The 24,679-nt window shown below is 64.7% G+C and carries 20 protein-coding genes; 9 read left to right on the top strand and 11 right to left on the bottom strand.

The genetic code is table 11. The features are described from left to right. Positions 1–62: 62 nt before the first annotated feature. A complete protein-coding gene (locus IWX75_RS13995) occupies positions 63–1,097 on the top strand; it encodes a TerC family protein (protein ID WP_196822857.1) in 1,035 nt (344 codons plus the stop codon). 90 nt (positions 1,098–1,187) lie between these two features. Here the strand turns inward: IWX75_RS13995 and IWX75_RS13990 are convergent, their stop codons facing one another. Then, positions 1,188–1,937 (bottom strand): GntR family transcriptional regulator, encoded by a 750-nt coding sequence (locus IWX75_RS13990; protein ID WP_196822856.1) that lies wholly within the window; start codon positions 1,935–1,937, stop codon positions 1,188–1,190. A 42-nt stretch (positions 1,938–1,979) separates the two neighbouring features. Here IWX75_RS13990 and IWX75_RS13985 point away from each other — a divergent pair, with 42 nt between their 5' ends. Further along, on the top strand, positions 1,980–4,841 hold the full coding sequence (locus IWX75_RS13985; protein ID WP_334684352.1) for an FAD-binding and (Fe-S)-binding domain-containing protein: 2,862 nt from the start codon (positions 1,980–1,982) through the stop codon (positions 4,839–4,841). 97 nt (positions 4,842–4,938) lie between these two features. On the opposite strand, the gene IWX75_RS13980 is transcribed toward IWX75_RS13985, so the two are convergent. The 6 genes from IWX75_RS13980 to IWX75_RS13955 form a co-directional block, all read right to left on the bottom strand. Next, positions 4,939–5,859, bottom strand: a complete 921-nt coding sequence (locus tag IWX75_RS13980; RefSeq protein WP_196822855.1) for an alpha/beta hydrolase — start codon at positions 5,857–5,859, stop codon at positions 4,939–4,941. A gap of 62 nt (positions 5,860–5,921) precedes the next feature. Then, the gene (locus IWX75_RS13975) at positions 5,922–6,863 is read right to left on the bottom strand and encodes a glycine betaine ABC transporter substrate-binding protein (RefSeq protein WP_196822854.1); all 942 of its coding nucleotides are present in this window, start codon (positions 6,861–6,863) and stop codon (positions 5,922–5,924) included. Between the two features lie 28 nt (positions 6,864–6,891). Next, complete coding sequence (locus IWX75_RS13970) at positions 6,892–7,674, bottom strand: ABC transporter permease (RefSeq protein WP_196822853.1); 783 nt, start codon at positions 7,672–7,674, stop codon at positions 6,892–6,894. Continuing rightward, positions 7,671–8,894, bottom strand: a complete 1,224-nt coding sequence (locus tag IWX75_RS13965; RefSeq protein ID WP_196822852.1) for an ABC transporter ATP-binding protein — start codon at positions 8,892–8,894, stop codon at positions 7,671–7,673. The genes IWX75_RS13970 and IWX75_RS13965 overlap by 4 nt, the downstream gene beginning before the upstream one ends. Then, on the bottom strand, positions 8,891–9,535 hold the full coding sequence (locus IWX75_RS13960) for an ABC transporter permease (RefSeq protein ID WP_196822851.1): 645 nt from the start codon (positions 9,533–9,535) through the stop codon (positions 8,891–8,893). Before IWX75_RS13960 ends, IWX75_RS13965 begins: the two co-directional genes overlap by 4 nt. Before the next feature lie 48 nt (positions 9,536–9,583). Beyond that, a complete protein-coding gene (locus tag IWX75_RS13955) occupies positions 9,584–10,417 on the bottom strand; it encodes a DUF6282 family protein (RefSeq protein WP_196822850.1) in 834 nt (277 codons plus the stop codon). A 92-nt stretch (positions 10,418–10,509) separates the two neighbouring features. Here IWX75_RS13955 and IWX75_RS13950 point away from each other — a divergent pair, with 92 nt between their 5' ends. Both IWX75_RS13950 and IWX75_RS13945 read left to right on the top strand, forming a co-directional pair. Then, positions 10,510–11,583: a nitrilase-related carbon-nitrogen hydrolase gene (locus tag IWX75_RS13950; RefSeq protein ID WP_196822849.1), complete on the top strand. Its 1,074-nt coding sequence runs from the start codon at positions 10,510–10,512 to the stop codon at positions 11,581–11,583. 94 nt (positions 11,584–11,677) lie between these two features. After that, a complete protein-coding gene (locus IWX75_RS13945) occupies positions 11,678–12,460 on the top strand; it encodes an IclR family transcriptional regulator (protein WP_196822848.1) in 783 nt (260 codons plus the stop codon). Between the two features lie 24 nt (positions 12,461–12,484). Here IWX75_RS13945 and IWX75_RS13940 read toward each other — a convergent pair whose 3' ends face one another. From IWX75_RS13940 to IWX75_RS13930, 3 genes are read right to left on the bottom strand one after another with little or no spacing between them, the layout of a single operon-like run. Continuing rightward, positions 12,485–13,798 carry an alpha/beta fold hydrolase gene (locus tag IWX75_RS13940; protein WP_196822847.1) on the bottom strand — a complete coding sequence of 438 codons (1,314 nt, stop codon included), beginning with the start codon at positions 13,796–13,798 and terminating at the stop codon, positions 12,485–12,487. Beyond that, complete coding sequence (locus tag IWX75_RS13935; protein WP_196822846.1) at positions 13,795–14,280, bottom strand: GNAT family N-acetyltransferase; 486 nt, start codon at positions 14,278–14,280, stop codon at positions 13,795–13,797. Before IWX75_RS13935 ends, IWX75_RS13940 begins: the two co-directional genes overlap by 4 nt. A 60-nt stretch (positions 14,281–14,340) precedes the next feature. Continuing rightward, complete coding sequence (locus IWX75_RS13930; protein ID WP_196822845.1) at positions 14,341–16,881, bottom strand: DEAD/DEAH box helicase; 2,541 nt, start codon at positions 16,879–16,881, stop codon at positions 14,341–14,343. 39 nt (positions 16,882–16,920) lie between these two features. On the opposite strand from IWX75_RS13930, the gene IWX75_RS13925 reads away from it, so the two are divergent. Beyond that, positions 16,921–17,703: a trans-aconitate 2-methyltransferase gene (locus tag IWX75_RS13925; RefSeq protein WP_196822844.1), complete on the top strand. Its 783-nt coding sequence runs from the start codon at positions 16,921–16,923 to the stop codon at positions 17,701–17,703. Between the two features lie 6 nt (positions 17,704–17,709). On the opposite strand, the gene IWX75_RS13920 is transcribed toward IWX75_RS13925, so the two are convergent. Next, positions 17,710–18,354, bottom strand: a complete 645-nt coding sequence (locus IWX75_RS13920) for an MBL fold metallo-hydrolase (protein ID WP_196822843.1) — start codon at positions 18,352–18,354, stop codon at positions 17,710–17,712. Between the two features lie 216 nt (positions 18,355–18,570). On the opposite strand from IWX75_RS13920, the gene IWX75_RS13915 reads away from it, so the two are divergent. The 4 genes from IWX75_RS13915 (at position 18,571) to uvrA (ending at position 24,672) form a co-directional block, all read left to right on the top strand. Then, the gene (locus IWX75_RS13915; protein WP_196822842.1) at positions 18,571–19,068 is read left to right on the top strand and encodes a hypothetical protein; all 498 of its coding nucleotides are present in this window, start codon (positions 18,571–18,573) and stop codon (positions 19,066–19,068) included. Positions 19,069–19,103: 35 nt separating this feature from the next. Further along, positions 19,104–21,269 carry a M48 family metalloprotease gene (locus IWX75_RS13910; protein WP_196822841.1) on the top strand — a complete coding sequence of 722 codons (2,166 nt, stop codon included), beginning with the start codon at positions 19,104–19,106 and terminating at the stop codon, positions 21,267–21,269. Positions 21,270–21,299: 30 nt separating this feature from the next. After that, complete coding sequence (locus IWX75_RS13905; RefSeq protein ID WP_196822840.1) at positions 21,300–21,677, top strand: GntR family transcriptional regulator; 378 nt, start codon at positions 21,300–21,302, stop codon at positions 21,675–21,677. 85 nt (positions 21,678–21,762) lie between these two features. Further along, positions 21,763–24,672 carry an excinuclease ABC subunit UvrA gene (gene uvrA / locus IWX75_RS13900; RefSeq protein WP_196822839.1) on the top strand — a complete coding sequence of 970 codons (2,910 nt, stop codon included), beginning with the start codon at positions 21,763–21,765 and terminating at the stop codon, positions 24,670–24,672. Positions 24,673–24,679: the final 7 nt, after the last annotated feature.

The raw sequence follows: 24,679 nt of genomic DNA, 5'->3' as shown, positions 1-24,679 counted from the left end.
GCCGGCACAGCGCCACGGCGGAGAGACTTACGCCATTCCGTCGCAGCCCTGGAAGGTTATCCATGCCCGCTTTACCACTCGCATTCGAGGTCGGCACGTTCGTCGTCCTCGGCATTATTCTGTTGTTCGACCTGTTGCTGGTCGTCAAGCGGCCCCACGAGCCCTCCATGAAGGAAGCCGGCCTGTGGGTGGGCTTCTACGTGAGCCTCGCCCTGATCTTCGCCGCGCTCATGTTCTACTTCACCGGCGCCGAATACGGCGGCCAGTTCGTGGCCGGCTGGATCACCGAGTACAGCCTCAGCATCGACAACCTCTTCGTCTTCATCATCATCATGGCCCGCTTCTCCGTTCCCCGGAAATACCAGCAGGAAGTGCTGATGGTGGGCATCATCATCGCGCTGGTGCTCCGCGGCATCTTCATCGCCCTGGGCGCTGCCGTCATCGAGAACTTCAGCTGGATCTTCTACATCTTCGGCGCCTTCCTGCTCTACACCGCGTACAAGCAGGCCACGGATTCCGGCGAGGATGAAGAGGATGCCGGCGAAAACAAGCTGATCAAGAAGCTCCGCACCGTGGTGCCGATGTCCGACAAGTACGACGGCGGAAAGCTCCGCACGGTGGTCGACGGCAAGAAGGTCTTCACACCGATGCTCATCGTCTTCGTCACCATCGGGCTGACCGACCTGCTCTTCGCGGTCGACTCCATCCCGGCGATCTTCGGCCTCACCCAGAGCGCCTTCATCGTCTTCACGGCCAACATCTTCGCGCTCATGGGTCTTCGCCAGCTGTACTTCCTGCTGGGCGGTCTGATGACCCGGTTGATCTACCTGAAGCATGCGCTGTCCGTGATCCTCGCGTTCATCGGCGTGAAGCTCGTCCTCCACGCAATGCACGTCAACGAACTGCCGTTCATCAACGGCGGCCAACACATCGAATGGGCACCCGAGATTCCCACCTTCGTGTCACTCGCCGTCATCGTGTTCACCATCGTCGTCGCAGTGGTCGCGAGCCTGCTGAGCCCGAAGGCCCGTCAGGCCTCCATCGATGCGGACCTCGCGGCGGACAGCCAGAAAGCAGCCCAGGAGGACCCCCACTAAACACCGGGGCTTCTCGTCCAAGGGGGAACGGGCCGTCGGCTCGTTCCCCTTTGGCGTTTCATCAGCCGTGCGAATTCGGCGCTTCGCAGGTCAGGCCGATACTCCGGGAGGAGGCCACACCAGCTCGTCCCAGAGTGCGTCGGGATCAGTGCCCGCCTCGGATCCGCCCGCTGCCTCCCGCAGCAGCAGCCGGCCTGTCGACTCGAGGTGGCGTCGCATGGCGGCACCGGCCGCCGGTGCGTCGCCCCCTGAAATTGCGTCAAGGATCGGCCGGTGCTCCAGGTACACGTCCTCCAGGGAACGGGACCTCCGGATGGTGGAGGTGCCGACCAGTCGGGTGGCATCCCGCAGGTTTTCGATGATCCGGGTGGCGTGGGCGTTGCCGGCGAGTTCCAGCAAGAGCGCGTGAAGCCGCTGGTCATGCAGGAGGAACGCCGTCTCATCTCCAGCTGCGACCGACGACTGCATCGCCTCATACTCCGCCTGCAGGGCCGCGTGGTCGGACTCCTGTGCACGAACCGCTGCGCGCTCGGCGGCCGGCACCTCCAGCGCGAGGCGAACGGCGATGATCTCGGTCAGCTCGCGTGCTCCGGGAAGGACGACGCGGAAACCCCGGTTTCGCTCGAAGGCCACCACCCCGGTTTCCGCCAGCCGCAGCAGTGCATCCCGGACCGGGCTACGGGAAACACCCAGTTCATCGGCCAGCCGGTAGACCGAATACAACTTTCCCGGCACCAGCGTGCCGGCCCGGATGCCTTCCCGAACCGCTTCGATGGTGCGGTCGGTGAGCGTGGGGGGACGCACCGGGGGATTCCGGGCGTCGTCGGTGGAATGGATCATGCCTCCAAGACTAGTCGGCGGTGGCGGGGCGGAAGGAGTAACATGTTACTCATGCCGACGACGCTCTCAGCACCCCGATCCCTTGTATCCGAACTCCAGTCGCGCGGCGTTGCAGACGCACGGGCGGACGCCACCTCCCGTGCCGTCTACTCCAGTGATGCCTCCCTGTATCGGATGCAACCCGCAGCGGTCGTCTTTCCGCGACACCTGGACGAAGTCCTCACCACGCTGGAGGTCTGCCGGAGCCGCGGCATTCCATTCACACCACGCGGCGCCGGGACCTCCATCGCCGGTAACGCCATCGGTAGCGGCGTGGTGATCGATTTCAGCCGCCACCTGAACAAGGTCCTGGAGTTCGACACCGAGGCCCGCACGGCCGTCGTCGAACCCGGGGCAGTCCACGCCACCCTGCAGAAGGTCGCGCTGGCCAACGGCCTCCGGTTCGGTCCCGACCCCTCCACCCACAGCCGCTGCACGGTCGGCGGGATGATCGGCAACAACGCCTGCGGTTCACGGGCGCTCGCCTACGGACGCACCGCGGACAACGTGACGCAACTCGACGTCGTCACCGGCTCCGGCACACGCCTGCACCTCGGCGCGGAGGGTACGCCATCGACGCCGGAAACCGACGCGCTGCGGTCGCTGGTGGGTTCCGAATTGGGCACCATCCGTACCGAGCTCGGCCGGTTCGGCCGGCAGGTGTCCGGCTATTCTCTCGAGCACCTGCTGCCCGAACGCGGTTTCGACCTGCGCCGGATGCTCGTCGGAAGCGAAGGCACGCTGGCCGTCGTGCTCGAAGCGGGAGTGCGGCTGGTGGCCGACCTGCCGTACAAGACGATGGTGGTGCTGGGCTTCGAGAACATCGGGGACGCCGGCGATGCCGTACCCGCCGTCCTGCCCTTCGAGCCCACCGCCTGCGAGGGGCTGGATTCGCGGATCGTCGAAGTGGTCCGCAGCCGCAAGGGCCCACAGGCCGTGCCCGAACTTCCCGGCGGCGCCGCCTGGCTGTTCGTCGAGATATCCGGAGTCGATGCTGCGGAGGTCGCCGACCGGGCGGCGCGGGTCAGCCGCATCGGTGCCGCCCGGCATTCCCGCATCATCGGAGATGCCCGACAGGCAGCTGCACTTTGGCGGATCCGCGAGGACGGCGGCGGGCTCGCAGGCCGGTCGCCCGCCGGAGTGCCTGCGCACGCCGGCTGGGAGGACGCCGCGGTGCCGCCCGAGAGGCTGGGGGATTACCTACGCGATTTCGACGACCTCCTGCTCACGCACTCCCTCACCGGGTTCCCGTTCGGACATTTCGGCGACGGTTGCGTGCATGTCCGCCTCGACTTCCCGTTCCATCGCGAGGACGGTAAGGCCGCGTTCCGCGCGTTCCTCACCGACGCCGCGAAGCTGGTGGCGCGGTACGGGGGCTCACTGTCCGGGGAGCATGGCGACGGCCGTGCCCGCAGTGAACTCCTGCCCTACCTGTACACGCCCGCGGCGATCTCACTCTTCGGCAAGGTCAAGGGCATCCTGGACCCGGACAACATCCTCAACCCCGGCGTGCTCGTCGATCCGGAGCCGCTGGACGCGAACGTCCGCGTTGCCGAGGCGGGTCCGCTGCGCTCGGGGCTCGGTTTCGGATATCTGCACGACGGCGGCGACTTCAGCCAGGCCGTGCACCGCTGCACCGGTGTGGGACAGTGCCGCGCCGCCCACAATGACAACTCGACGGTGATGTGCCCGTCGTACATCGCGACGCTGGAAGAAAAGGACTCCACCCGGGGGCGGGCTCGGGCGCTGCAGGAAATGATCAACGGCAGCGTCACAGGAGGAATAAAGGGCGGCAAGCCGAACTGGCGCGCGCCGGAAGTCCACGACGCACTGGATCTCTGTCTTTCCTGCAAAGGGTGCGCATCCGACTGCCCGACGGGGATCGACATGGCCGCCTACAAAGCCGAGGTACTCCATCAGAGCTACCAGGGCAGGATCCGACCTGCGTCCCACTACTCGCTGGGCTGGCTGCCCCGGTGGGCCGGATTGGCAGCGTTCGCACCGCGGCTGGTCAACGCCCTGGTGCGGCTGCCCGGCATGCGGCAACTCGGGCTGCGGCTGGCCGGGGTGGACCAGCGCCGGAACATTCCCGCCTTCGCACCGCAGACGTTCCATGCCTGGTTCAAAGCGCGCGGTGTTACCGCTTCCGAGACCCGCCCGCCGGTGCTCCTGTGGGCGGACTCGTTCACGAACAACTTCTCGCCGGAGGTGGGGCAGGCCGCGGTACGGGTGCTCGAATCGGCCGGGTATGAGGTGCGCATCCCGGATCAGCCCGTGTGCTGCGGCCTTACCTGGATCTCCACCGGACAACTGGATACCGCCAGGAAGATCTTGCGCTCCAGCATTGACGTGCTTGGCAGGTCCGTCGAGGAGGGAATTCCGATCGTGGGCCTGGAGCCGTCCTGCACGGGCGTCCTCCGCTCGGATGCCGTCGAGCTGCTCGGCCGTGCTGCCGCCGGTCCGGTCGCAGGGGCGACGCACACCCTCGCGGAATTCCTCGCAAAGACCCCGGGGTACACCCCACCCTCATTGGAGGGAACGACTGTCGTCGCGCAGCCGCACTGCCATCATCATGCGGTCATGGGCTGGAGCCCCGACGCCGCTCTGTTGGAGGGTGCGGGCGCGAACCTGCAAAAGCTCGGCGGGTGCTGCGGGCTTGCAGGGAACTTCGGGGTGGAGCGGGGCCACTACGAGATCTCCGTGGCGGTCGCCGAGCAGCAGTTGCTGCCGGCGGTCCGCGCCGCCTCCGCGGAGGCCGTCGTGCTCGCTGACGGTTACTCGTGCCGCACCCAGCTGGAGGACCTCAGCGACCGCCGCGGTATTCACCTGGCCCAACTGCTGGACCGGGCAACACCCAGAGAGTAACCGCTGCGGCCGCCGCGAACTTCTCCTGCGGGGTGACCTGAAACGGCAAAGGGAGGGGCCTACCAGTGGTAGGCCCCTCCCTTTCGTTCGGGTGGAGCTAAGCGGAGACGCTCCGAATCGGCGACGCGCTGGCCGCGAAGGCGGAATCGAAAAACTCCTGGAGGCGGTCGCAGAGGATCAGGAATTCGGGGTGGTCGCCGTACATGAAGTCGTTGTGGCGTCCGTCGATCGTGTACAGCGTTTTGGGGGAGGATGCTGCCTCGTACAACGACAGCGCCTCGTCGTAGGGGTGCAGGGTGTTGCGCGACCCGTGTCCAATGAACAGGGGCGTTGGCGCGAGGTCCCTGACCATTTTCTCCACCTTGACGTCGATGATGGACTCGGTGAACTGCAGCCGTGTGGGGTGCCCGAAACCATACACCTGGGAGAGTTCCTTCCCTACATAATCCTCAGTGGCAGGATCCAGCGGGTAGTGGGCGAACGTGTCGGCCAGCTGTGATTCCCCTTCGAGGACCCGCCGCCTACGATCCACCTGTACCTCGTCGAGGATCTTGGTGTACTCGTCGAAGGTGTGGATTGATTTGAGCCACCTTTCGCCGTCGTAGAAGCCGTTCAGTGCAGCCACTCCGGCGACGTTCCGTGCCTTTACGCCGGCCAGGACGACGTTCGCCGCGCCCATTCCCCAGCCGATGAGCCCTATCCGGTGATCGTCCACATCCTCCTGGGCCTGCATGAACGTGATGGCGTTGCGGATGTCCTCGACCTGCTGCTCAATGAGGACGGTGCCCTTTTCGCCCTCGCTGTCCGCCATTCCGCGGTAGTCGAAGCCGAGGCAGACGTAACCGCGTCTGGTCATGTTCTTGGCGAACATCTTCGGGTAGAACTCGTTGAATCCCTGGTATCCGGAGTTGACGATCAACGCCGGATGCGGGCCGTTCGCGGGGAGGTCGTCCGGGTAGTAGAGGGTGGCCTTCAGGCGGCTTCCCTCGCTGAAGAATGTGGTTTCCTTCTCAATCACTGTGTTTCCTTCTTTTTCGTATTCGTGTTCATAGTCAGAGTTTCGGTGGGACGCAGCTTGGGTCAGCCGATGAGGCCTTCGCTCTCGAGCCACTCGTCGGCGACGTCGCGCGGTTCTTCGCCGTCGTTGTCGATCCTGCCGTTGAGTTCGGTGATGGTCTCGTTGGTGAGTGCTTCCCCGACGGGCGCCATGATGTCGGCGATGGCGGGGTATTCGTCGAGTGTTTCCTGGCGGAGGGTCATCGCGCCCTGGTACTCGACGAAGAATTCTTGGTCATCCTCGAGGACGGTCAGGTCGTTGGAGACGATGCGGGCGTCGGTGGAGAACACCTCACCGAAGCTGCATTCCTCGCCGATCTGGGTGTAAATCAGGTTCAGGTCGAGTTCGACGATGCTGCTGAATTCGAAGCCGTAGGCCGCTTCCAGGCCGGGCAGTCCGTCGTCGCGGTTGATGAACTCGCTGGCGGCGCAGACCACTCCATCATCCGGGTTCTCCTGGATGTAGGTTGCGGCGTCACTCATGGTGGTGAGGCTGTTTTCCTCAGCGAAGGTTGTGGGAACAGCGATACGGTAGGTGTTTTCGAAGGGTGCCGGCTCCAGCCACGCGATCTTGTTCGCGGCATCGCCTTCGGCGACGGCTGCATACAGGTCTTCGGGAACTTCCTCGGTGGTGTTGCCGAGGATATTGACCCAACCGGTGCCGGTGTAGTCCCAGTACATGTCGACTTCACCGGTTACCAGGGCTTCGCGGACGGTGGCGCTGCCGGAGATGCCGGTCTTGTCCTCGACCGTTGCACCGGCGTTTTCCAGGGCGGCTGCGGTGATCTGGGCCAACAGGATTGATTCGGTGAATTCTTTGGAGCCGACGGACAGTTCGGCACCGGCGAGTTCGCCGTCGGCGGCTGCACCGCCGCCGGTGTCTCCGCCGCCACAGGCAGTCAGCGTGAGGGCAAGGCCGAGACCAAGGAATGTGAGGGTTTTCGCCTGCGCGGATGTTGTGTTCATGGTTCCTCTTCTAGTGGTTGGAATGGTCTTACAGCCCTTTGGGGCGAAGGAAGTCTTCGGCGATTCCCGCCAGGTAGTCGATCAGCAGGGCCAGGACCGCGGTGAGGGCGGCACCGACGATCTGGATCAGGACACGATTGGTGGACAGCCCGGCAACGATGATGTCGCCGAGGCCTCCGGCGTTGATATAGGTGGTGAGGGTGGCGGTGCCGACGTTGATGACCAGAGCCGTGCGCACACCGGCCAGGATGATCGGCACGGAGAGCGGAAGTTCCAGCCGTCGCAGCACCCCGAACTTCGAAATACCCATGCCGCGACCGGCTTCAAGCACGGATTCATCCACTTGCTCCAGACCGACCATGGTGTTCAGCAACACCGGGATGATGGCGTAGAGCACAAGGCCGACCACCGCTGCCTGGAAGCCGAGAAACAGGAACGCAACGGCGAGGAGGACAAGCACCGCGATGGTCGGGACAGCCTGCCCAAGCGTGAGCAGGGTCAGCACATAGGGCCGGATCCGCCGCGTGAAGGGACGGGTGAGCAGGATTCCCAACGGAACGGCAACGATGAGGGTCAGTAGAGTCGACACCGCGGTCAGTTGGATATGTTCCCAGGTCGCTTCGGCCAGCGATGCGGCGTTCAGTGATCGTGCCTCGATGCTGTCCAGTTCCCGTGACCCCACATATAGGTACAGGGCAAGACATACCAGTGCCAAGATCACCGGCATGATCACGTAACCGGCCAGCGACCGGCGGCGGACCCGCGGCGGGGTCTGGGCGACGACGTCCTGATCGCGTGCGAGGGTGGTCATGGCCGGTCACCGGCCGATCCCGCCGTCGAACGTTCAGTGAGATCGGCTGCATTCTGGGCGGCAGAAGTGCTGCGCATAGCGCGGATCGTCTCGTTGATCTGGTTGATGTCCACCACCCCGCGGTAGACGCCGGCGGAATCGACCACGACGGTGACACTGTTGCGGGCGGCGATCAGTTCGTTGAGCGCATCGCTGAGGGTGGCGGTGGGTTCGACCATGCCGTCGACCGGCATTCCGATTTCATCGAGTGCACCGCTCGAGGAGGACTGCAGGTCCCCAGCGCCGACCCAGCGGCGCGGCCGCCCGGCGTCGTCAAGGACCAGCACTGAGTCCCGCCCGCTGCTCCTCAGCTGATCAAGCACCTGCGCGGAGTCGGCGCCCACCCGGACGGTGGGCCAGGAGGACAACTCGATATCGGAGACCCGGCTGAGGTTCAGCCGCTTCAGCGAGGCTCCCTTGCCGATGAAGTCGGCGACGAATTGGTTCGCGGGGGCGGTGAGGATCCTCTCGGGGGTGTCGTATTGGGCGATGCGGGACGCTTCCTGCAGGATGACGATGCGGTCTCCCATCTTGATGGCCTCGTCGATATCGTGGGTGACGAAGACAATGGTCTTGCGGACTTCGGACTGCAGGCGCAGGAATTCGTTCTGCAGGCGGTCGCGGGTGATGGGGTCGATCGCGCCGAAAGGCTCATCCATCAGCATCACGTCGGGATCAGCGCCGAGCGCCCTGGCGACCCCGACCCGCTGGCGCTGGCCGCCCGAGAGTTGTTTAGGGTAGCGGTCGCGGTAGTCGGCCGGCGACATATTGACCATTTCCAGCAGCTCGTCGACCCGGGCAGCCACGCGCCTGCTGTCCCAGCCGAGCAGTTTCGGGACCGTCGCGATGTTCTCGCCGATGGTCAGATGAGGAAAGAGGCCCACCTGCTGGATGACGTAGCCGATCCGCCGTCGGAGCGTGTCCGGATTCGCGGAGGTGACGTCCTCACCGTCGAGGATGATCCGGCCCGACGTTGGTTCGATAATTCGGTTGATCGTCTTCATGGTGGTGGTTTTGCCGCAGCCGGAAGGGCCCACCAGCACAACAATCTCGCCCTCATAGATGTCCAGCGTCAAATCGTCGACGGCGTTCTGCTTCTGGCCCGGGAAGCGCTTGGTCAGGTTCTCCAGCCGGATCATGACCTTACGGGCCGGCTGGCTGATGTTGGGTGAATTGGTCATCGGATTCCTTGGGAGGTTGTGAGCCTGCGGATGACGTAGAACAGGACATCGGACAGGATGGCGAGAATGATGATGCCGAGGGTGCCGGCGAGGACGAGGTTGACTGCCACCGGAGTGCCCACCCGGGCGAGTCCGGTGAAGATCATTTCGCCGTAGCCGGGGCCGAGGACGACCGAGCCGATGGCCGCGATGCCGAGCAGGACCAGAGAGGTGACGCGCACCCCGGTGATGATCACGGGCCAGGCCAGCGGAATCTCGATGCGCAGCAACTGCTGTGAGCGGCTCATTCCCATGCCGCTGGCCGATTCGATGATGGCCGGATCGACCTCACGCAACCCGGTGATCGTGTTCCGGACGATTGGCAGGAGCCCATACATGGTCAGGGCGACCACCACCGGCATGGCGCCGAGGCCGAGCGGTCCGATGAGCAGGATGAATAGCGCGAAGGACGGAATGGTCAGGAAGGCACCGGTGACGGCGAGGACCGCTTCACGCGGCCGTGGCTTACGGTAGGTGGCGATGCCAAGGCCGACCCCGATTACGGTGGCCAGCAGGACCGAGACACCGACGACGGCGGCGTGCCCCAGACCGAGCTCAAGCATGTCGTCACTGCGGTTGATCAGGAATTCGAGAAAGTTCACGTCACGTCACCGTCCCGATTGTCGCTTGGGATAGTCGTTGGGGACTTGTCATGACAGCACGAGCTTCCTGGGGTTGTCGGAGGCACTGGCCTGCAGCCAGCTGGAGTCGAGGCCCTGGGAGGCCAGTCGTTCAATGAGATCCTTCAGCGCCAGCGGGGGCTGGGGACTGTTCGGCTGCCCGGCGTCGGAGGAGAGAATCAGGCGGTCCCCGGCGGCGCGGGCCACCTCGGCCAGCAGCGCCTCGGTCATCTCCGGCTGATGCCAAAGCTGGTAGGCAGTGATTTCGACATAGGCGCCACGGTCAGCCAGTTCGGCGATCTCCGCTATGCTCATCGCCGGAACCGTATAGGACGGGTGCGTGAGCAGGAACCGGGCGATTCCCCGCTTCCCGGCCTCATCAAAGAGCCACCGGCATTCAGCAGTGCTGAGATGTCCCGTGCACAGGACCGCGTCGAACTCGGCGATCAGATCCAAAACCAGACAAATGCTTCTCAGGTGCTCGTCGTCGGCTGCCAGGACCGGAGGGGTGGAAAGAGTAGAGCGGCCCAGTCGAGGTTGAAGATCGCTCAGCCGCGGCAGCCTCGCGCTTTCCTGGGTGTGCGCGTCAGCGGTAGGAAACCAGATGACACGGCCGCCGCTATGGAGCGTCGCTGCAACTGCCGCCGGATTGATGCCACCGACCGGCCGGTTGAGCGCGATGCCCCCGACGACGTCGAGCCCTGAGGCGCGGGCCAGCGCCTTGGCCCGTCCGACGGTTGATTCCTGATGTCCTTTGAGCACGAACCCGCTGAAACCTTCGGCTGCGTACTGGGCACAAATCTGGTCGTCATAGCCGATGCGGTCGATGACGTCCGGCGCGGCGTGGACGTGAACATCAAACATCTGTCGGAAGCCTTTCGCCGGCCGGTACGACTGCGGGCGGGGTCAATCCACTGTCTTTTCCCGGGTTCATGGGACGACTCTAAAAGTGAAGTGTGATCTGCACAACACTGTGGTGCAAAATATGCAACTACGGATTATCCTGCACGATGCTTCAGTTCCAACGGTTCGCCGGTCCACCCGGCGGTAAAGTTGCAATTTATGCACGAACGATTGCGACTTCAGCATCCGGCATGAATAGTGAAGCACAGAACTACCGGGGTGAGGCTCACTCCGCGGACACGGTGGGTTATCCCGCCCGAGAAGGGATTTTGCCAGTGAGCGAAGCTGCTGAAGATTGGGCCATCAAAAGCGACAAGCTGAAGGTCAGGCTGCTGCAGACTGATCCCACGCTGGGCGACGTCGACGGCAACCTGCAGAAGATAGACTCCCTGATAGCAGCTGCTACCGACAGCGATTTGGTGGTGCTCCCAGAACTGGCAACCCACGGTTATCACCTGAGCGAAGTACCTGATGCGATGCCACTGCAGCCCACAGATCAGCGTTTGCTGGGTTTGGGTAGGCATGGACCGGCCGCCGTGGTGGGCTTCGCCGAAGCCTTTCGCCACCACACCTTCAACAGTGCGGCCCTGCTGAGCGACGGCGAGCCCCGAATTCAGCGCAAGATGTTCCTGCCCACGTACCGCGGATGGGAAGAGCGCAAGCATTTCCGCCCCGGTGGACAGCTGCACTGCGAGGACCTTTTGAACACGCGCCTGTCAGTGCTGATCTGCAACGATGCCTGGCAGCCTGCCATTCCCTGGCTCGCCGCTCATGCAGGCGCTGAAGTTTTGGTGGTGCCCGTTAACAGTGCAACGAGCCACGTGGGTGTGCCAACGGCGCGTGCCTGGGAAATTCTCCTGCTACACGCTGCAGTGGTATTGCAGTCCTTCGTGGTCTTCGTCAACCGTTGTGGGGAGGAAAACCAGCGGGACTTCTGGGGCGGCTCGCGCGTAATCCACCCTTCCGGAGAAGTCCTCGGCCAACTAGGATCCGACCCAGGCCAGCTCGATGTTGAACTCGACCTGGGCGAACTGCGACTGCTGCGGCGTAAGTGGCCCCTCCTCCAGGAGTCCAGGGCGGACCTCATCGCCCGCGAGGCCGGCAGGCTAGCTGCGGACGACCTCTAGAATCGCCTTCCACGGGTCATGGAGCCTGAGTGTTGGGTTGTGAATTACACACTTGCGGTTGCAACTATCACATCTAAGTTTTAGAGTTTGCAGCATGAGTACGGGGCAGAAGCAGACCGGGGCGGCCAAAATCATGGCGGTTTTGGAGGTGCTTGGCACCGCTGATGCGGTGTCGTACCCCCATGGAATGACCGTTTCCGAGGTCTCCCGGGCCTTGGGCCGCGACAAATCGATCGTTTCCCGGCAGTTGAAGAACCTGCTGGAGTCAGGACTGGTATCCCGGGATCCCGCTGGCTGTTTCGAGCTGAGTTGGAGACTCTATGCCCTGGCATCGAGGGCAGGCGACCAGCACCTGGCCAAGAAGGCCGGCCCGGTGATGCGCAGGCTCACCGATTACGTCCGGGAACGCACTCACCTCACAGTCCTCAGCGACGGCGAGGTGTTGACCGTGCGGTCGGAAAGCTCACGCCGCTCCATCGAAACCCAAGGCTGGGTCGGGCGAACCATTCCTGTGTGCCGCAGCTCAAGCGGCATGGCGCTGCTGATGGATCACGAGGACGACCAGATCCTCGAGATCGCACAGGCGTCAGATCCCGACGGGTCAAAAAGCCAGGCGACAGCATTCCTCGAGGAGATCAAACGGTCAAGGCAGCGGCAGTACTCAGTGGCGAACCGGATCTTCGACCCGGAAATCATCGGCATCGGCACGCCGGTGCGAGATTTTTCCGGCAGGATCATCGCCGCGCTGAACATCTCCGGCCCGGCCCTGCGGATCGAGGACCACATCCACCTGTTCGGCTCGCATCTTGTCGCCGCCGCGGGCAGCCTCCGGCAACCGCTGCCGGCTGCGGGCCTCCCCGGACAAGGCGGGCCCTGATCGAGGCGTATCCGCCACGCGGGCCTATCCGGTGAGCGCGATCAACCGCTCGAAGATCGCCTCGCCGTCGTCCGCAATGCCGTCATGGTGGAAGTCCGGCGTCTCCCACACGGCGAGCCCCTTCACCTCCCGTGCGGTCGCCAGGGAGAGTTCGCGGTCCACATAGATGTCGTCGCGGTAGACGGCCGCTGCGGCCGGCACCGCGTTCCGGCGCAGCCTCTCGACGTCGTACAGGGGACCCCAGTCCTCCTTCCCCGCCAGCAGTTCGGCGGTCCGGCGGAGTGGAACCAGCGCGGGGTCCTCCTCGAAGTACCAGGGATAGACCATTTCTCCAGTCAGGAGCGGCTGCTCGGCACCGGGAAGGAACTGCGGAAATGCCTTCAGCACCCGCTCAGCGGCCCAGTTCGATGCTGCGCCCTGGCCGTAGATGGATTCGTGCATGAGCGCGTACAGCGGATTGGCAGCGCGCGTCACCAGGGCAGCTACCTGCCAGAGGAACGACGCCGACAGCCGGGGCCTGCCCGGCGTTTCCACGAAGGCGTCCTCCAGCAGGAAATGAAGCGCGTCCACCCGGGTGTTGCCGCCGAGGAACGAGCCGACCATCTGGAAACGGCGCGCAGTGAGGCGTTCACCGCTCGGCAGCGCCTCGACGGTGGCGTCGAGGTGACGGGTGATGCGCGTGACCGTCTCGCGGTCTCCGGGATACCAGTTGAAGTATTCGCGGTTGCGCTCCTCGACGCGCTGGAAGGTGGCTTCATAGACCTGGTCGGGCGAACCGGTCAGCGGGGCCAGTCCGCCCGTGATGAGCGCACGCTCCAGTCCTTCCGGGGCGAAGGACAGGTAGGTCAGCACACAGAAACCGCCATAGCTCTGCCCGAACACGGTCCACGGCTCGCCGCAGAGTTGCTTGCGGACCATCTCGGCGTCGGCAACGATCGAGTCCGCCCGGAAGTGCGTCAGGTAGGCGGCCTGTTCCTCGGGACCGCCCCTCGCCGTGAGCGTTGCGGCGTCGGCGGGGGATGACAGGCCCGTGCCCCGCTGGTCCAGCATCAGGATGCGGAATCGTTTGGCGGCTGCCTTCATCCAGCCGCCGAGCTGGGTGGTCCGTACGCCGCGCCCGCCCGGCCCGCCCTGCAGGAAGAGCAGCCAGGGAAGCTGCGAGACCTCGTCATCGCTGAAATCCGATGACGTGTACTCCCGGGCGAAAACGTCGATGGTCTCGCTGTCTGCGTCCCGGTGATCCAGGGGGACGGTGAAGAAATGCTCGGTGGTGAGCACGGAACGCATGGCGTAGCTGTTGCCCCGGCGGTAGCCGGAGGGTGCCGTATTGCTGCTCATGCGCCGGCGGTACCGGCGAATCCACTGAGGGCAGCACCGGTCAACCGGAACGTGGACCACTCTTCCTGCACCCGCGCTCCGAGGCTCTCATAGAACCGGATGGAAGGCTCGTTCCACTTCAGCACCGACCATTCGACGCGCGCATAACCCCGCTCGGCGGCGATCCGGGCGAGGTTCTGCAGGAGTGCCTTTCCGTGCCCGGCACCTCGCGCCTCGGGCCGCACGTAGAGGTCCTCGAGATAGATTCCGTTGACGCCCTCCCACGTGGAGTAGTTGAGGAACCAGAGCACAAATCCTTCGATGCGCCCGCCGGCCTCGGCAACGTGGGCGAAGACCTTCGGGCTCGGGCCGAACAGCGCCTCCGTCAGCTGGTCCACGGTGTTGCGGACGGCGTCGGGCTCCTTCTCGTACACCGCGAGGTCGTGGATGAGCTGCAGGATGGTGGGGACGTCGTCGGGCGTTGCCTCGCGGATGGGATTCATGAAATCCACCCTAGCGACCCCGACGGCGGCAGGGGCGCACGCCGGTGCGGTGTGGTCGTGCTACGGTGCCCCGACCCCGACGATCCGCACCACGGGTGTGCCTGCGTCATCGGAGGCGGCGAGATCGATCACCGCGTTGATTCCCCAGTCGTTGTTGCCGTCCGGGTCCTTCAGGATCTGGCGGACCTTCCACGCGCCCGGCTGCTTCTCGATGAGGAGCAGATTGGGTCCGCGGGCCTGTGGTCCGTCATCGATGTCCTCGTAGTCGCCGAAATAGCCGTCCATCGCTTCGGCCCACCGGTCGGCGGTCCAGCCCGACTCGGCGTCGAGGGCACCGAGTCCTTCGTCCTGCTCGTCGGCGAAGAGTTTGACGCGCTGGAACATCTCGTTGCGCACCATGACGCGGAAAGCGCGTTCATTCGAGGTGACAGACGGCGGCTCCGCCGGGAGCTCGACGACGTCGGAAGCCCCGGGGAGGCCGTCTGGGCCCAGCGTGGTGAGGCGGGTCCACTCGTCGAGCAGGCTCGAGTCGACCTGCCGGATAAGCTCACCCAGCCATTCGATGATGTCGCTGAGGTCTTCGCGGAGGGCTTCCAGAGGCACCGTCTGGCGCAGCGCCTTGTAGCAGTCCGCGAGGTATCGCAGGAGGATTCCCTCGGACCGCGTGAGCGAGTAGAACGCCACGTACTCACCGAAACTCATGGCGCGCTCGTACATGTCCCGCACCACGGATTTCGGGGCGAGTTCGAAGTCGCCGAGCCAGGGCGCGGAGCCGCGGTACACGTCGAATGCCTGCTGCAGCAGCTCCGCGAGGGGCTGGGGGTAGGTGATCTCCTCGAGCCGGGCCATCCGGGCGTCGTACTCGATGCCGTCGGCTTTCATCGCGGCGATGGCTTCGCCGCGCACCTTCTTCTCCTGGGCGGACAGCACCTGGCGGGGCTTCTCGAGCGTTGCCTCGACGACGGAGACGACGTCGAGCGCGTAGCCCGGAGCCTCGGGGTCGAGGAGTTCAAGGCTCGCCAGGGCGAACGGGGAGAGCGGCTGGTTCAGCGCGAAGTTGGCTTGAAGGTGCACCTTGAGGCGGATCTGCCGGCCGTCGGCATCGGGCTCGGGCAGGCGCTCGACGATCCCGGCCGTGACGAGTTCCCGGTAGATGCCGATGGCTTTGCGCATCAGTTGGAGCTGGGAGGCCCGGCTTTCATGGTTCTCGCTCAGCAGCCGCTGGGCCGCATGGAAGGGGTTGCCGGGCCGCTCGAGGAGGTTCAGGAGCATCGAGTGGCTCACGCTGAAGGACGAGGTGAGCTGCTCCGGCACGCTGCCGACCAGGCGCTCATAGGTGGGCTTGCCCCAGGACACGAAACCCTCGGGCGGCTTCTTCCGGACCACCTGCCGAAGCTTCTTCTGGTCATCCCCGAACTTGGAGACGGCCTTCGCCATGGCCTTGGTGTTCTCCACGACGTGTTCGGGTGCCTGAACGACGACGGTGCCGGCGGTGTCGTAACCGGCCCGGCCGGCACGTCCGGCGATCTGGTGGAATTCACGCGCCTTGAGCACCCGGGTGCGGACGCCGTCGTATTTGCTCAGCGCCGTCAGCAGCACCGTGCGGATGGGCACGTTGATGCCGACTCCGAGGGTGTCGGTACCGCAGATCACCTTGAGGAGGCCCGCCTGCGCAAGCTGCTCCACGAGCCGCCGGTACTTCGGCAGCATCCCGGCGTGATGCACCCCGATGCCGTGACGGACGAGCCGGTTGAGGGTTTTGCCGAAGCCGGAGGAGAAGCGGAACGTCGCAATGAGCTCGGCGATGCGGTCCTTCTCCTCCCGCGAGCACACGTTCACGCTCATCAGGTTCTGCGCACGTTCGATCGCCTCGGCCTGGCTGAAGTGCACCACGTAGACCGGTGCCTGGTTGGTGCTCAACAGTTCCTCGAGGGACTCCTGGACCGGCGTCTCCACGTAGTAGTAGTGCAGGGGGATGGGCCGTTCCACTGAGGTGACCGTCGCGGTGGTGCGCCCGGTGCGCTCGGTGAGGTCCTTCTCGAAGAGCGAGACGTCGCCGAGGGTTGCGGACATGAGGAGGAACTGCGCCTGGGGCAGCTCGAGCAGCGGAACCTGCCACGCCCAGCCGCGCTGCGGGTCGGAGTAGAAATGGAACTCATCCATCACCACGGTGCCGAGCTCGGCCTGCGACCCCTCGCGCAGGGCGAGGTTGGCCAGGATCTCAGCGGTACAGCAGATGATGGGGGCGCCCTGGTTCACTCCCGAGTCGCCGGTGATCATGCCGACGTTCTCCGGGCCGAAGATGTCGCAGAGGGCGAAGAACTTCTCGGACACCAGCGCCTTGATGGGTGCCGTGTAATAGCTGGTACGGCCCTCGGAGAAGGACTTGAGGTGCGCGGCGATTGCAACGAGCGATTTTCCGGACCCGGTGGGCGTTGCCAGGATCACATTGTTGCCGGAGACAAGCTCCATGGCGGCTTCGTCCTGCGCCGGGTACAGCTCGATCCCGCGCGTGGCGACCCAGCTGGTGAAGGCCTCATAGACGGCGTCCGGCGGGAGAGTGCCGTTTTCCGGCGTGGGGAGGTGCTCTTGGATTCTCATTGTCCCTTCAGCCTACCGGTGGAGCGTTAGGGTGATTCGATGACGTGGAATCCAGCGAAGTACGCCCAATATGCCCACCACCGCGGACGGCCCTTCTTCGACCTGGTGTCGAGGATCGACCATCCGGCGCCGCGGCGGGTGGTCGATCTGGGCTGCGGCCCGGGGGAGCTCACCGCGGCGCTCGCGGTGCGGTGGCCGGACGCCGAGGTCGTGGGCATCGATTCGAGCACCGCCATGATCGGAGCCGCCCGGGCTGCCCCGGGCATGCCGGGAAACCTCCGGTTCGAGACCGGCGATCTGCGGGACTGGACGCCCGGGCCGAATGACGACGTCGTCGTCACCAACGCGGCGCTGCAGTGGGTTCCGGAGCATCGGGAGTGCCTGTCGGCATGGGCGACGGCCATGCCGGCAGGGTCATGGCTCGCGCTGCAGGTGCCCGGGAACTTCGGAGCGCCGTCGCACGTCCTGATGCGCGAGCACGCGGCCACGCCGGCATGGAGACCCCTGCTCGACGGCGTGCTGCGGCACGACGACGCCGTCGGGGAGCCGCAGGACTACCTGCAGTTGCTCAGCGCGGCCGGACTCAGCGTCGACGCCTGGGAAACCACCTACCTGCAGCTGCTGCAGGGGGAGGACCCGGTGCTCGAATGGGTGCGCGGGACGGGGCTCCGCCCGATCCTCGATACCCTGTCACCCGGGAAGGCCGCCGAGTTCGAGGAGGGTTACGGCGCGCTGCTGCGCCGGGCCTATCCCCGCTCGGACGCCGGTACGGTGTTCCCGTTCCGGCGGATCTTCGCGGTGGGGCATAAGCCGGGGGAGTGACGGCGCCTACCAGCCGCGCCCCGCCCACTCGTCGAGCGAACCCCGCTCCGCCCCGAGCGTGGTGCCCTTGCCGTGGCCGGGGTGCACCAGGGTGTCGTCGGGGAGGTAGTTGAAGATCCGTTCGACGACGTCGGCGTGGAGCGAACGGAACCGGCCGGCGTCGCCCTGGGTATTGCCGAGGCCCCCGGGGAAGAGCGAGTCGCCGGTGAAGAGGTGCGCCGGCCCGGCGGGATCGCGGTAGAGCAGCGCGGTGGAGCCGGGCGTGTGGCCCCGGAGGTGGAGTGCTTCGAGCTCGAAACCGTCGAAGGAACCGACGTCGCCGTGTCGGAGGGGAACATCCGTGGGAACATCGATGTCCGCGGCGTCGTCGGCTCCGGCAGCGGTCCGCACCCCGGTGCGTCCGACGACGTCGGAGAGGGCCCGCACGTGGTCCCAGTGGGAGTGCGTCGTCACGAGCAGGGCAAGATGCGCCGTCGCCGTCGTGTCGGACGCTCCCTCGGCGACCAGGGCGAGAATGGCTCCGGCGTCGTCAGCGGCGTCGATGAGCACCTGCGCACCACTCGACCTGGACGTCAGGAGGTAGACATTGTTGTCCATCTCGGAGACGGAGATGCTGCGGATCGTTATCCCTGAAAGACCAGCTATCAACATGCGTTAAGACTAACGGGATTCACTACTGCAAGACCCGGGAAGTAAGCCGGCTCGGCCAGTGGAACGTAGGTCTCCAAGGGGTGAGGGATGGATCGACTCGCATCCTTGACGATCCGTTGAGCGCGGAGGAGCATGACCGTTAACGGACATCGTGGCGGGTCTGAAGCTCTGTACTTCGTCGTTCGCGGCAGCGTCCTACTACCACCGGAGGGATTCATGCCTGGACAGCCGGCCGTTTCCGGGATCGAGGAACGGGAGCTCACGATAGCCCTGGCGCGTGGCGCCATCGACCGCGCGGAGCCCGATGAATTGCTGACGTTCGACGAGGCCGCAGACGAGTACTTCGCCAATCCAGCCGACACCCTCGAACCGGACCGTCGCGACGAGGCAGTGGGCTTCGGGCTGGATCTGGTCTTGCTCACCCCATATGCAATCGCCGTAGCGGCATTCACGATTCAATTCCTCGCCGATGTCCTCAAGGACGCTGCGAAGGAAGCGGCTGTGCAACCGGTCGCTGCGACTATCCGTAGAATGCTCCATCTTTCCCCACCAACTGACGAAGGGGAGAGCCAAGAGCCCCAATGGACAGAGGAGCAGCGGCGGCGCATTCTGGTTGTTGCCAAAGTGGAAGCGCAACGCCTGGGGCTTCCGGAACAGAAAGCGAGCGTTCTTGGACACGCGATCGTCGGGGTGCTGGGGCTCGATGGGCCTTAACCGTTAGTGACCATTCTGCAGGGACAGGTCGTGGCATGACGAAAACAACAGCAGGAGTCCCGTTCAAAGTTCCACGCGTCAACATCCTGGCATTTCCTCCTCCGACAATCGGTCGGTACCTCTTGTTCGTGGTCGCGCTGCTCACTGTGGGTTTATTTGTCGGAAACTGGTCATACAACGGACTTTTTGGGGAGAACTACGTTCGATCGATCGCGCGTTGTTCTGCTGGCCCGGTCGAAGCAGGCGAGGGTCTGTCCCCGGCTGAACGTAACGAGGCAAGCCTCGCCCACTCTCGACAATGTCTGGGCCCCGCCCAGCTGCAACGAGGTTTGTGGTCGCTGGGGGGACTGGCAGCTGTGGCGATTGGCTCAACCGTTGTCCTGTACGTCCTGCCAGTGGCATTGAGAAGGAGCCGTCGGCTGCAGCGCCCCCTCCCGAAGCACCTCGGTGTGGAAAACCGATTCGCTGAGATAGCGAGCGACTGCGGGCTTCGTCGCACACCCACGATGTACATAGGTCCTGCCCGCATGACCGATGCTTTTTCGTTTGGCTGCCCGGGGAGACAATCAGTCGCTCTTCCCTGCAAGATTGTGGGACTACTTCAACGACCCGGTGCCGCCGATGGGGTGCTGCGGCACGAATTCGCGCACATACGGCACGGGGACGTGGAGCTCGCATGGCTGGCAAGAAGTGTCTGGTTCGTCGCGGCACCTTTGCTGGCGGTGCCCGTGGTGTGGCAGTTGACAACAGGCAATTTTTCTTCCGTACTCGATTACACCTGGCGAGCGGTCCTGCTCGCCGTTGTTGTGGATCTGGTAGCAGCGAACGTTCTGAGGTCGAGGGAATACGAGGCGGACCTGAGGGCTGGTGCGGGAGTAGGCGAGTTTCGCCAGATCAATCAAGCCATCGACTTGATTGCACTACGCGCGCCCCGATCCTGGGTGCGGCGGGTCCGAGGGCGCCATCCAGGTGCGGATCAACGCCGCGAAGTAGTCAATTCCCCCCACCTTGCGGCAGGGACGGGGTTCTTGGAAGCACTCTCGACTGGTTTCTTGACGGCCACCATCATTCCCCTCCTCATGGGAACGGTCAGCAGCTTGTTCTGGTCTACCGGCACACTGTTGAGCTTCGGGTTTGCAGCATCTGTTGCCGGTCCGCTACTGGCCCTGACCGTCGGCCTGAGCCTGTGGCGGTCACACGTGACATTCGGAGCAATGGACTCTACCGGCGTCGGTCCTCGATTGAACCCACCAGTTCTGCCCGTCGCTATGGGTGTGGGTATTGGTCTTGCCGCCGGTCAAATGGCTTCCCTGAGTATGTTGGGAAGTCCTTTCGCCGGAATGCAGAACGCGTCGTCCTTGGTGGTCGCTGCATTCATCGGCGCCGGGGCAGTCGGAATGGCGGACAGCATCTGCGCGGTTTGCGCACCAGTTGTGCGCTTGGCTCGTCGGCCGGTGCAGGCATGGCTCCCCGTGTTAGCAGTCAATGTGGCGCTTTTCGCGGTGGCGATCTGGACTTCCTACACAGTCCAACAGATCTTCGATGCCATAGGGTGGCAAGTACTCCTGGTTATTCCGTTCCTTCTCAACGATGGATACTTATTGGCCGGAACGGTCTTCATCGTTGCCGTTACCTTCATCGCTGCTGCACGTGCTCGGGAATGTCGGAATCGGGCCTATCCAAGCTGGATGTATTTTCCTCAGGAGGGGCCACCCGCCAGTCCGTTCGAACAGCGGCCGGTAGGACGTGGTGAAATCAAATTCCTTCCGTCGGTCGCTACGGGTGCACTGATCGGCGCCCTGTGTACGGGAACGGTCATCGCGGGTTGGCTCTGGTTCGACCCGGCGTCATCGAACGTGGACGGTGTTGCTGCATCGTTCGCCATACCGATGCTTGCAAGCAGCGTCTGGTTTCTCGTCAATCTCGGCACAGCCGTCAGGCATCCGCGGACAGGCGCAGCAACAGGTCTGCTTAGCGGCGTGACAGCAGGCATGGTGATAGTCGTTGGGCTGACCATCTTCTTCTCCGTTCTTGCATCCGTTTCTCCCTCTGGAACCCTCCCTGCCACCTTGTCCTCCTATTTCGGCGTCGGAATCCTGTTTGCACTCCTCGCCAGCAGCGTCGCTTTGGTTATCCGACCGCGTCTCTCCGGCAAGCAGCCTCCGGGGGGACGCCGTTTCGGCAACCGCGGGAAACGGTAGGGTGCAGGAAAGGCGCCGGAAGGAAACGCAATGGAGCAGGACATACCTACCTGGCTGAGGATCAACCCGGCCAGCTCGGTGCCGCCCTTCGAGCAGCTGCGTCAACGGATCCTCGAAGCAGCGAACAATGGCATGGCACCCGTGGGCACCCGGCTGCCGCCCGTGCGGGCGCTCGCCGCGCACCTCGGTGTGGCGACCAACACCGTGGCGCGGGCCTACCGCGAGCTGGAGCAGGCCCAGATCGTCCAGACCTACGGGCGCGCCGGCACGGTCATCGCGGCAGCAGGCGACGACGCCCGGCGACGGACCGCCGAGGCCGCCGCCGACTATGCCAGAATCGTGCGGCAGACCGGGCTGGGAGAGGACGACGCCGTCGCCTATCTGCGGGCCGCGTTGCGCCGAGCGTGAACGGCTCCTGACCAACCCGCGCAACCCCGCGGGAAAGTCGTTATTCGAAGATGTCTTCGAGCACAATTTCACTTAGAGTTGTCTGGTGTCCATAGCTAATTCTCTTGAGCAGCACGCCCACAATCCACACCCGCAGCCCCAGGATCTTTCGCGCCTGATCGTCAAGGGTGCCCGCGAACACAACCTGCGGAACGTGGACCTCGACCTGCCGCGCGACGCCATGATCGTCTTCACGGGCCTTTCCGGGTCGGGTAAGTCCTCGCTCGCCTTCGACACCATCTTCGCCGAGGGCCAGCGCCGGTACGTCGAATCCCTGTCGGCCTATGCCCGACAGTTCCTGGGGCAGGTGGACAAGCCCGACGTCGACTTCATCGAAGGACTGTCCCCGGCGGTCTCGATCGACCAGAAGTCCACGAGCAAGAACCCGCGCTCGACGGTCGGCACCATCACCGAGATCTACGACTACATGCGACTCCTGTGGGCGCGCGTGGGACGGCCCCACTGCCCCACCTGCGGTGAGCCGGTCGCCAAGCAGACACCGCAGCAGATCGTCGACCAGCTGCTCGAGCTCGACGAGGGGACCCGTTTCCAGATCCTCGCTCCTGTGGTCCGGGGACGCAAGGGCGAGTTCGTCGACCTGTTCCAGGAGCTCACCGCCAAGGGCTACTCGCGGGCCCGCGTCGACGGCGACCTCATCCAGCTGAGCGACCCTCCGAAGCTCGGCAAGCAGTACAAGCACACCATCGAAGTCATCGTCGACCGCCTCGTCACGAAGGACGGCATCCGCCAGCGCCTTACCGACTCCGTCGAGACGGCACTGAAGCTCGCCGACGGCAGGGTCCTCGCCGACTTCGTCGACCTTCCCGAGGATGACGCCAAGCGCCTGCGCGCCTTCTCGGAACACCTGGCGTGCCCCAACGAGCACCCGCTCGCCATCGACGAGATCGAGCCCCGCTCCTTCTCCTTCAACAACCCGTTCGGCGCCTGCCCTGCCTGCACCGGCATCGGCACCAAGCTCGAGGTCGACGAGGAATTGGTGGTTCCCAATCCCGACCTCAGCCTCGCCGAAGGCGCCATCGCCCCCTGGTCGCTCGGCACCGCGACCCTCGAGTACTGGACGAGGCTGCTCGAGGGCCTCGCCCATGAGCTGAGCTTCGACATCAACACGCCGTGGCGGAAGCTGCCGGACCGGGCGCGGGACGCCGCCCTGTACGGCAAGGACCACAAGGTGACCGTGCAGTACAAGAACCGGTTCGGACGCGAACGCAAGTACAGCACCGGCTTCGAGGGGGCGGTGCAGTACATCCACCGCAAGCACCTCGAGACCGAGTCCGACCACGCGCGCGACCGCTACGAAGAGTACATGCGCCAGATTCCGTGCCCGGCATGCGGCGGCGCGCGGCTGAACCCGGCGTCGCTGTCCGTCCTCATCAACGGCAAGTCCATCTCGGCGGTCGCGGCGATGCCGATGCGTGACTGCAGCGACTTCCTCAACAACCTCGTGCTGACCGGCCGCGAAGCCCAGATCGCCAACCAGGTCCTCAAGGAGATTCAGGCCCGCCTGACCTTCCTCCTCGACGTCGGGCTCGAGTACCTGAACCTCGAGCGCGCCGCCGGCACCCTCTCGGGAGGCGAAGCGCAGCGTATCCGCCTCGCAACCCAGATCGGTTCAGGGCTGGTGGGGGTCCTCTACGTGCTCGACGAGCCGTCCATCGGCCTTCACCAGCGGGACAACCGGCGCCTGATCGAAACCCTTGCGCGGCTCCGCAACCTCGGCAACACACTGATCGTCGTGGAGCACGACGAGGACACCATCGCCGAAGCGGATTGGATCGTCGACATCGGGCCCGGCGCCGGCGAGCACGGTGGCGAGGTGGTGCACTCGGGCCTCCTCGAGGACCTCCTGACCAACGAGCGCTCGATCACGGGGGACTACCTTTCCGGCCGGCGGAAGATCGCCATTCCGGCCAAGCGCCGGAAGATCGACCGGTCGCGGCAGCTCAAGGTGGTCGGCGCGCATGAACACAACCTGCAGAAGCTCGACGTCGCTTTCCCCCTCGGAGTGCTGACGGCCGTCACCGGTGTCAGCGGCTCGGGCAAGTCCACGCTGGTCAACGACATCCTGTACAAGGTGCTCGCCAACAAACTCAACGGCGCCAAGCAGGTGGCCGGGCGGCACAAGCGCATCGACGGCCTCGAACACCTCGACAAGGTGGTCCACGTCGACCAGAGCCCGATCGGCCGTACCCCCCGCTCGAACCCCGCCACCTACACCGGGGTGTTCGACAACATCCGGAAGCTCTTCGCCGAGACCACGGAGGCCAAGGTGCGCGGCTACCTGCCCGGACGGTTCTCCTTCAACGTGAAGGGCGGCCGCTGCGAGGCGTGCTCCGGTGATGGAACGCTGAAGATCGAGATGAACTTCCTGCCGGACGTCTACGTGCCCTGCGAGGTCTGCCACGGCGCCCGGTACAACCGCGAAACGCTCGAGGTCCACTACAAGGGCAAGACCATCGCCGACGTCCTCAACATGCCGATCGAGGAGGGAGCCGAGTTCTTCGCCGCGTTCAGTCCGATCGCCCGGCACCTCAACACCCTCGTCGAGGTGGGTCTCGGCTACGTCCGGCTGGGCCAGCCCGCCACCACCCTCTCCGGCGGTGAGGCCCAGCGCGTCAAGCTGGCCAGCGAGCTGCAGAAACGGTCCAACGGGCGCAGCATCTACGTACTCGACGAGCCCACCACCGGGCTGCACTTCGAGGACATCCGCAAACTGCTGCTGGTGCTCCAGGGCCTGGTGGACAAGGGCAACACCGTGATCACGATCGAACACAATCTCGACGTGATCAAGAGCGCCGACTGGGTCATCGACCTGGGGCCCGACGGCGGCTCCGGCGGTGGACAGGTGATTGCCACCGGAACTCCCGAGCAGTTGGCGAAGAGCGATCGAAGCTACACGGGGACCTTCCTCGCGGAGATCCTCGAAGGCTCGAAGTAGGGATCCA

The sequence above is a fragment of the Arthrobacter sp. CAN_A6 genome (assembly GCF_015751715.1).
Lineage (GTDB): Bacteria > Actinomycetota > Actinomycetes > Actinomycetales > Micrococcaceae > Arthrobacter_D.
The sequence above is the reverse complement of the archived record's forward strand: the minus strand, read 5'-3'. Positions and strand labels throughout refer to the sequence as shown.

Bases quoted from the DNA above. Each gene is read 5' to 3' on its own strand.
- IWX75_RS13995 (WP_196822857.1), top strand. From the start codon at position 63: ATGCCCGCTTTACCACTCGCATTCGAGGTCGGCACGTTCGTCGTCCTC.
- IWX75_RS13990 (WP_196822856.1), bottom strand. From the start codon at position 1,937: ATGATCCATTCCACCGACGACGCCCGGAATCCCCCGGTGCGTCCCCCC.
- IWX75_RS13985 (WP_334684352.1), top strand. From the start codon at position 1,980: ATGTTACTCATGCCGACGACGCTCTCAGCACCCCGATCCCTTGTATCC.
- IWX75_RS13975 (WP_196822854.1), bottom strand. From the start codon at position 6,863: ATGAACACAACATCCGCGCAGGCGAAAACCCTCACATTCCTTGGTCTC.
- IWX75_RS13970 (WP_196822853.1), bottom strand. From the start codon at position 7,674: ATGACCACCCTCGCACGCGATCAGGACGTCGTCGCCCAGACCCCGCCG.
- IWX75_RS13965 (WP_196822852.1), bottom strand. From the start codon at position 8,894: ATGACCAATTCACCCAACATCAGCCAGCCGGCCCGTAAGGTCATGATC.
- IWX75_RS13955 (WP_196822850.1), bottom strand. From the start codon at position 10,417: ATGTTTGATGTTCACGTCCACGCCGCGCCGGACGTCATCGACCGCATC.
- IWX75_RS13945 (WP_196822848.1), top strand. From the start codon at position 11,678: ATGAGTACGGGGCAGAAGCAGACCGGGGCGGCCAAAATCATGGCGGTT.
- IWX75_RS13940 (WP_196822847.1), bottom strand. From the start codon at position 13,798: ATGAGCAGCAATACGGCACCCTCCGGCTACCGCCGGGGCAACAGCTAC.
- IWX75_RS13935 (WP_196822846.1), bottom strand. From the start codon at position 14,280: ATGAATCCCATCCGCGAGGCAACGCCCGACGACGTCCCCACCATCCTG.
- IWX75_RS13930 (WP_196822845.1), bottom strand. From the start codon at position 16,881: ATGAGAATCCAAGAGCACCTCCCCACGCCGGAAAACGGCACTCTCCCG.
- IWX75_RS13925 (WP_196822844.1), top strand. From the start codon at position 16,921: ATGACGTGGAATCCAGCGAAGTACGCCCAATATGCCCACCACCGCGGA.
- IWX75_RS13920 (WP_196822843.1), bottom strand. From the start codon at position 18,354: ATGTTGATAGCTGGTCTTTCAGGGATAACGATCCGCAGCATCTCCGTC.
- IWX75_RS13915 (WP_196822842.1), top strand. From the start codon at position 18,571: ATGCCTGGACAGCCGGCCGTTTCCGGGATCGAGGAACGGGAGCTCACG.
- IWX75_RS13910 (WP_196822841.1), top strand. From the start codon at position 19,104: ATGACGAAAACAACAGCAGGAGTCCCGTTCAAAGTTCCACGCGTCAAC.
- IWX75_RS13905 (WP_196822840.1), top strand. From the start codon at position 21,300: ATGGAGCAGGACATACCTACCTGGCTGAGGATCAACCCGGCCAGCTCG.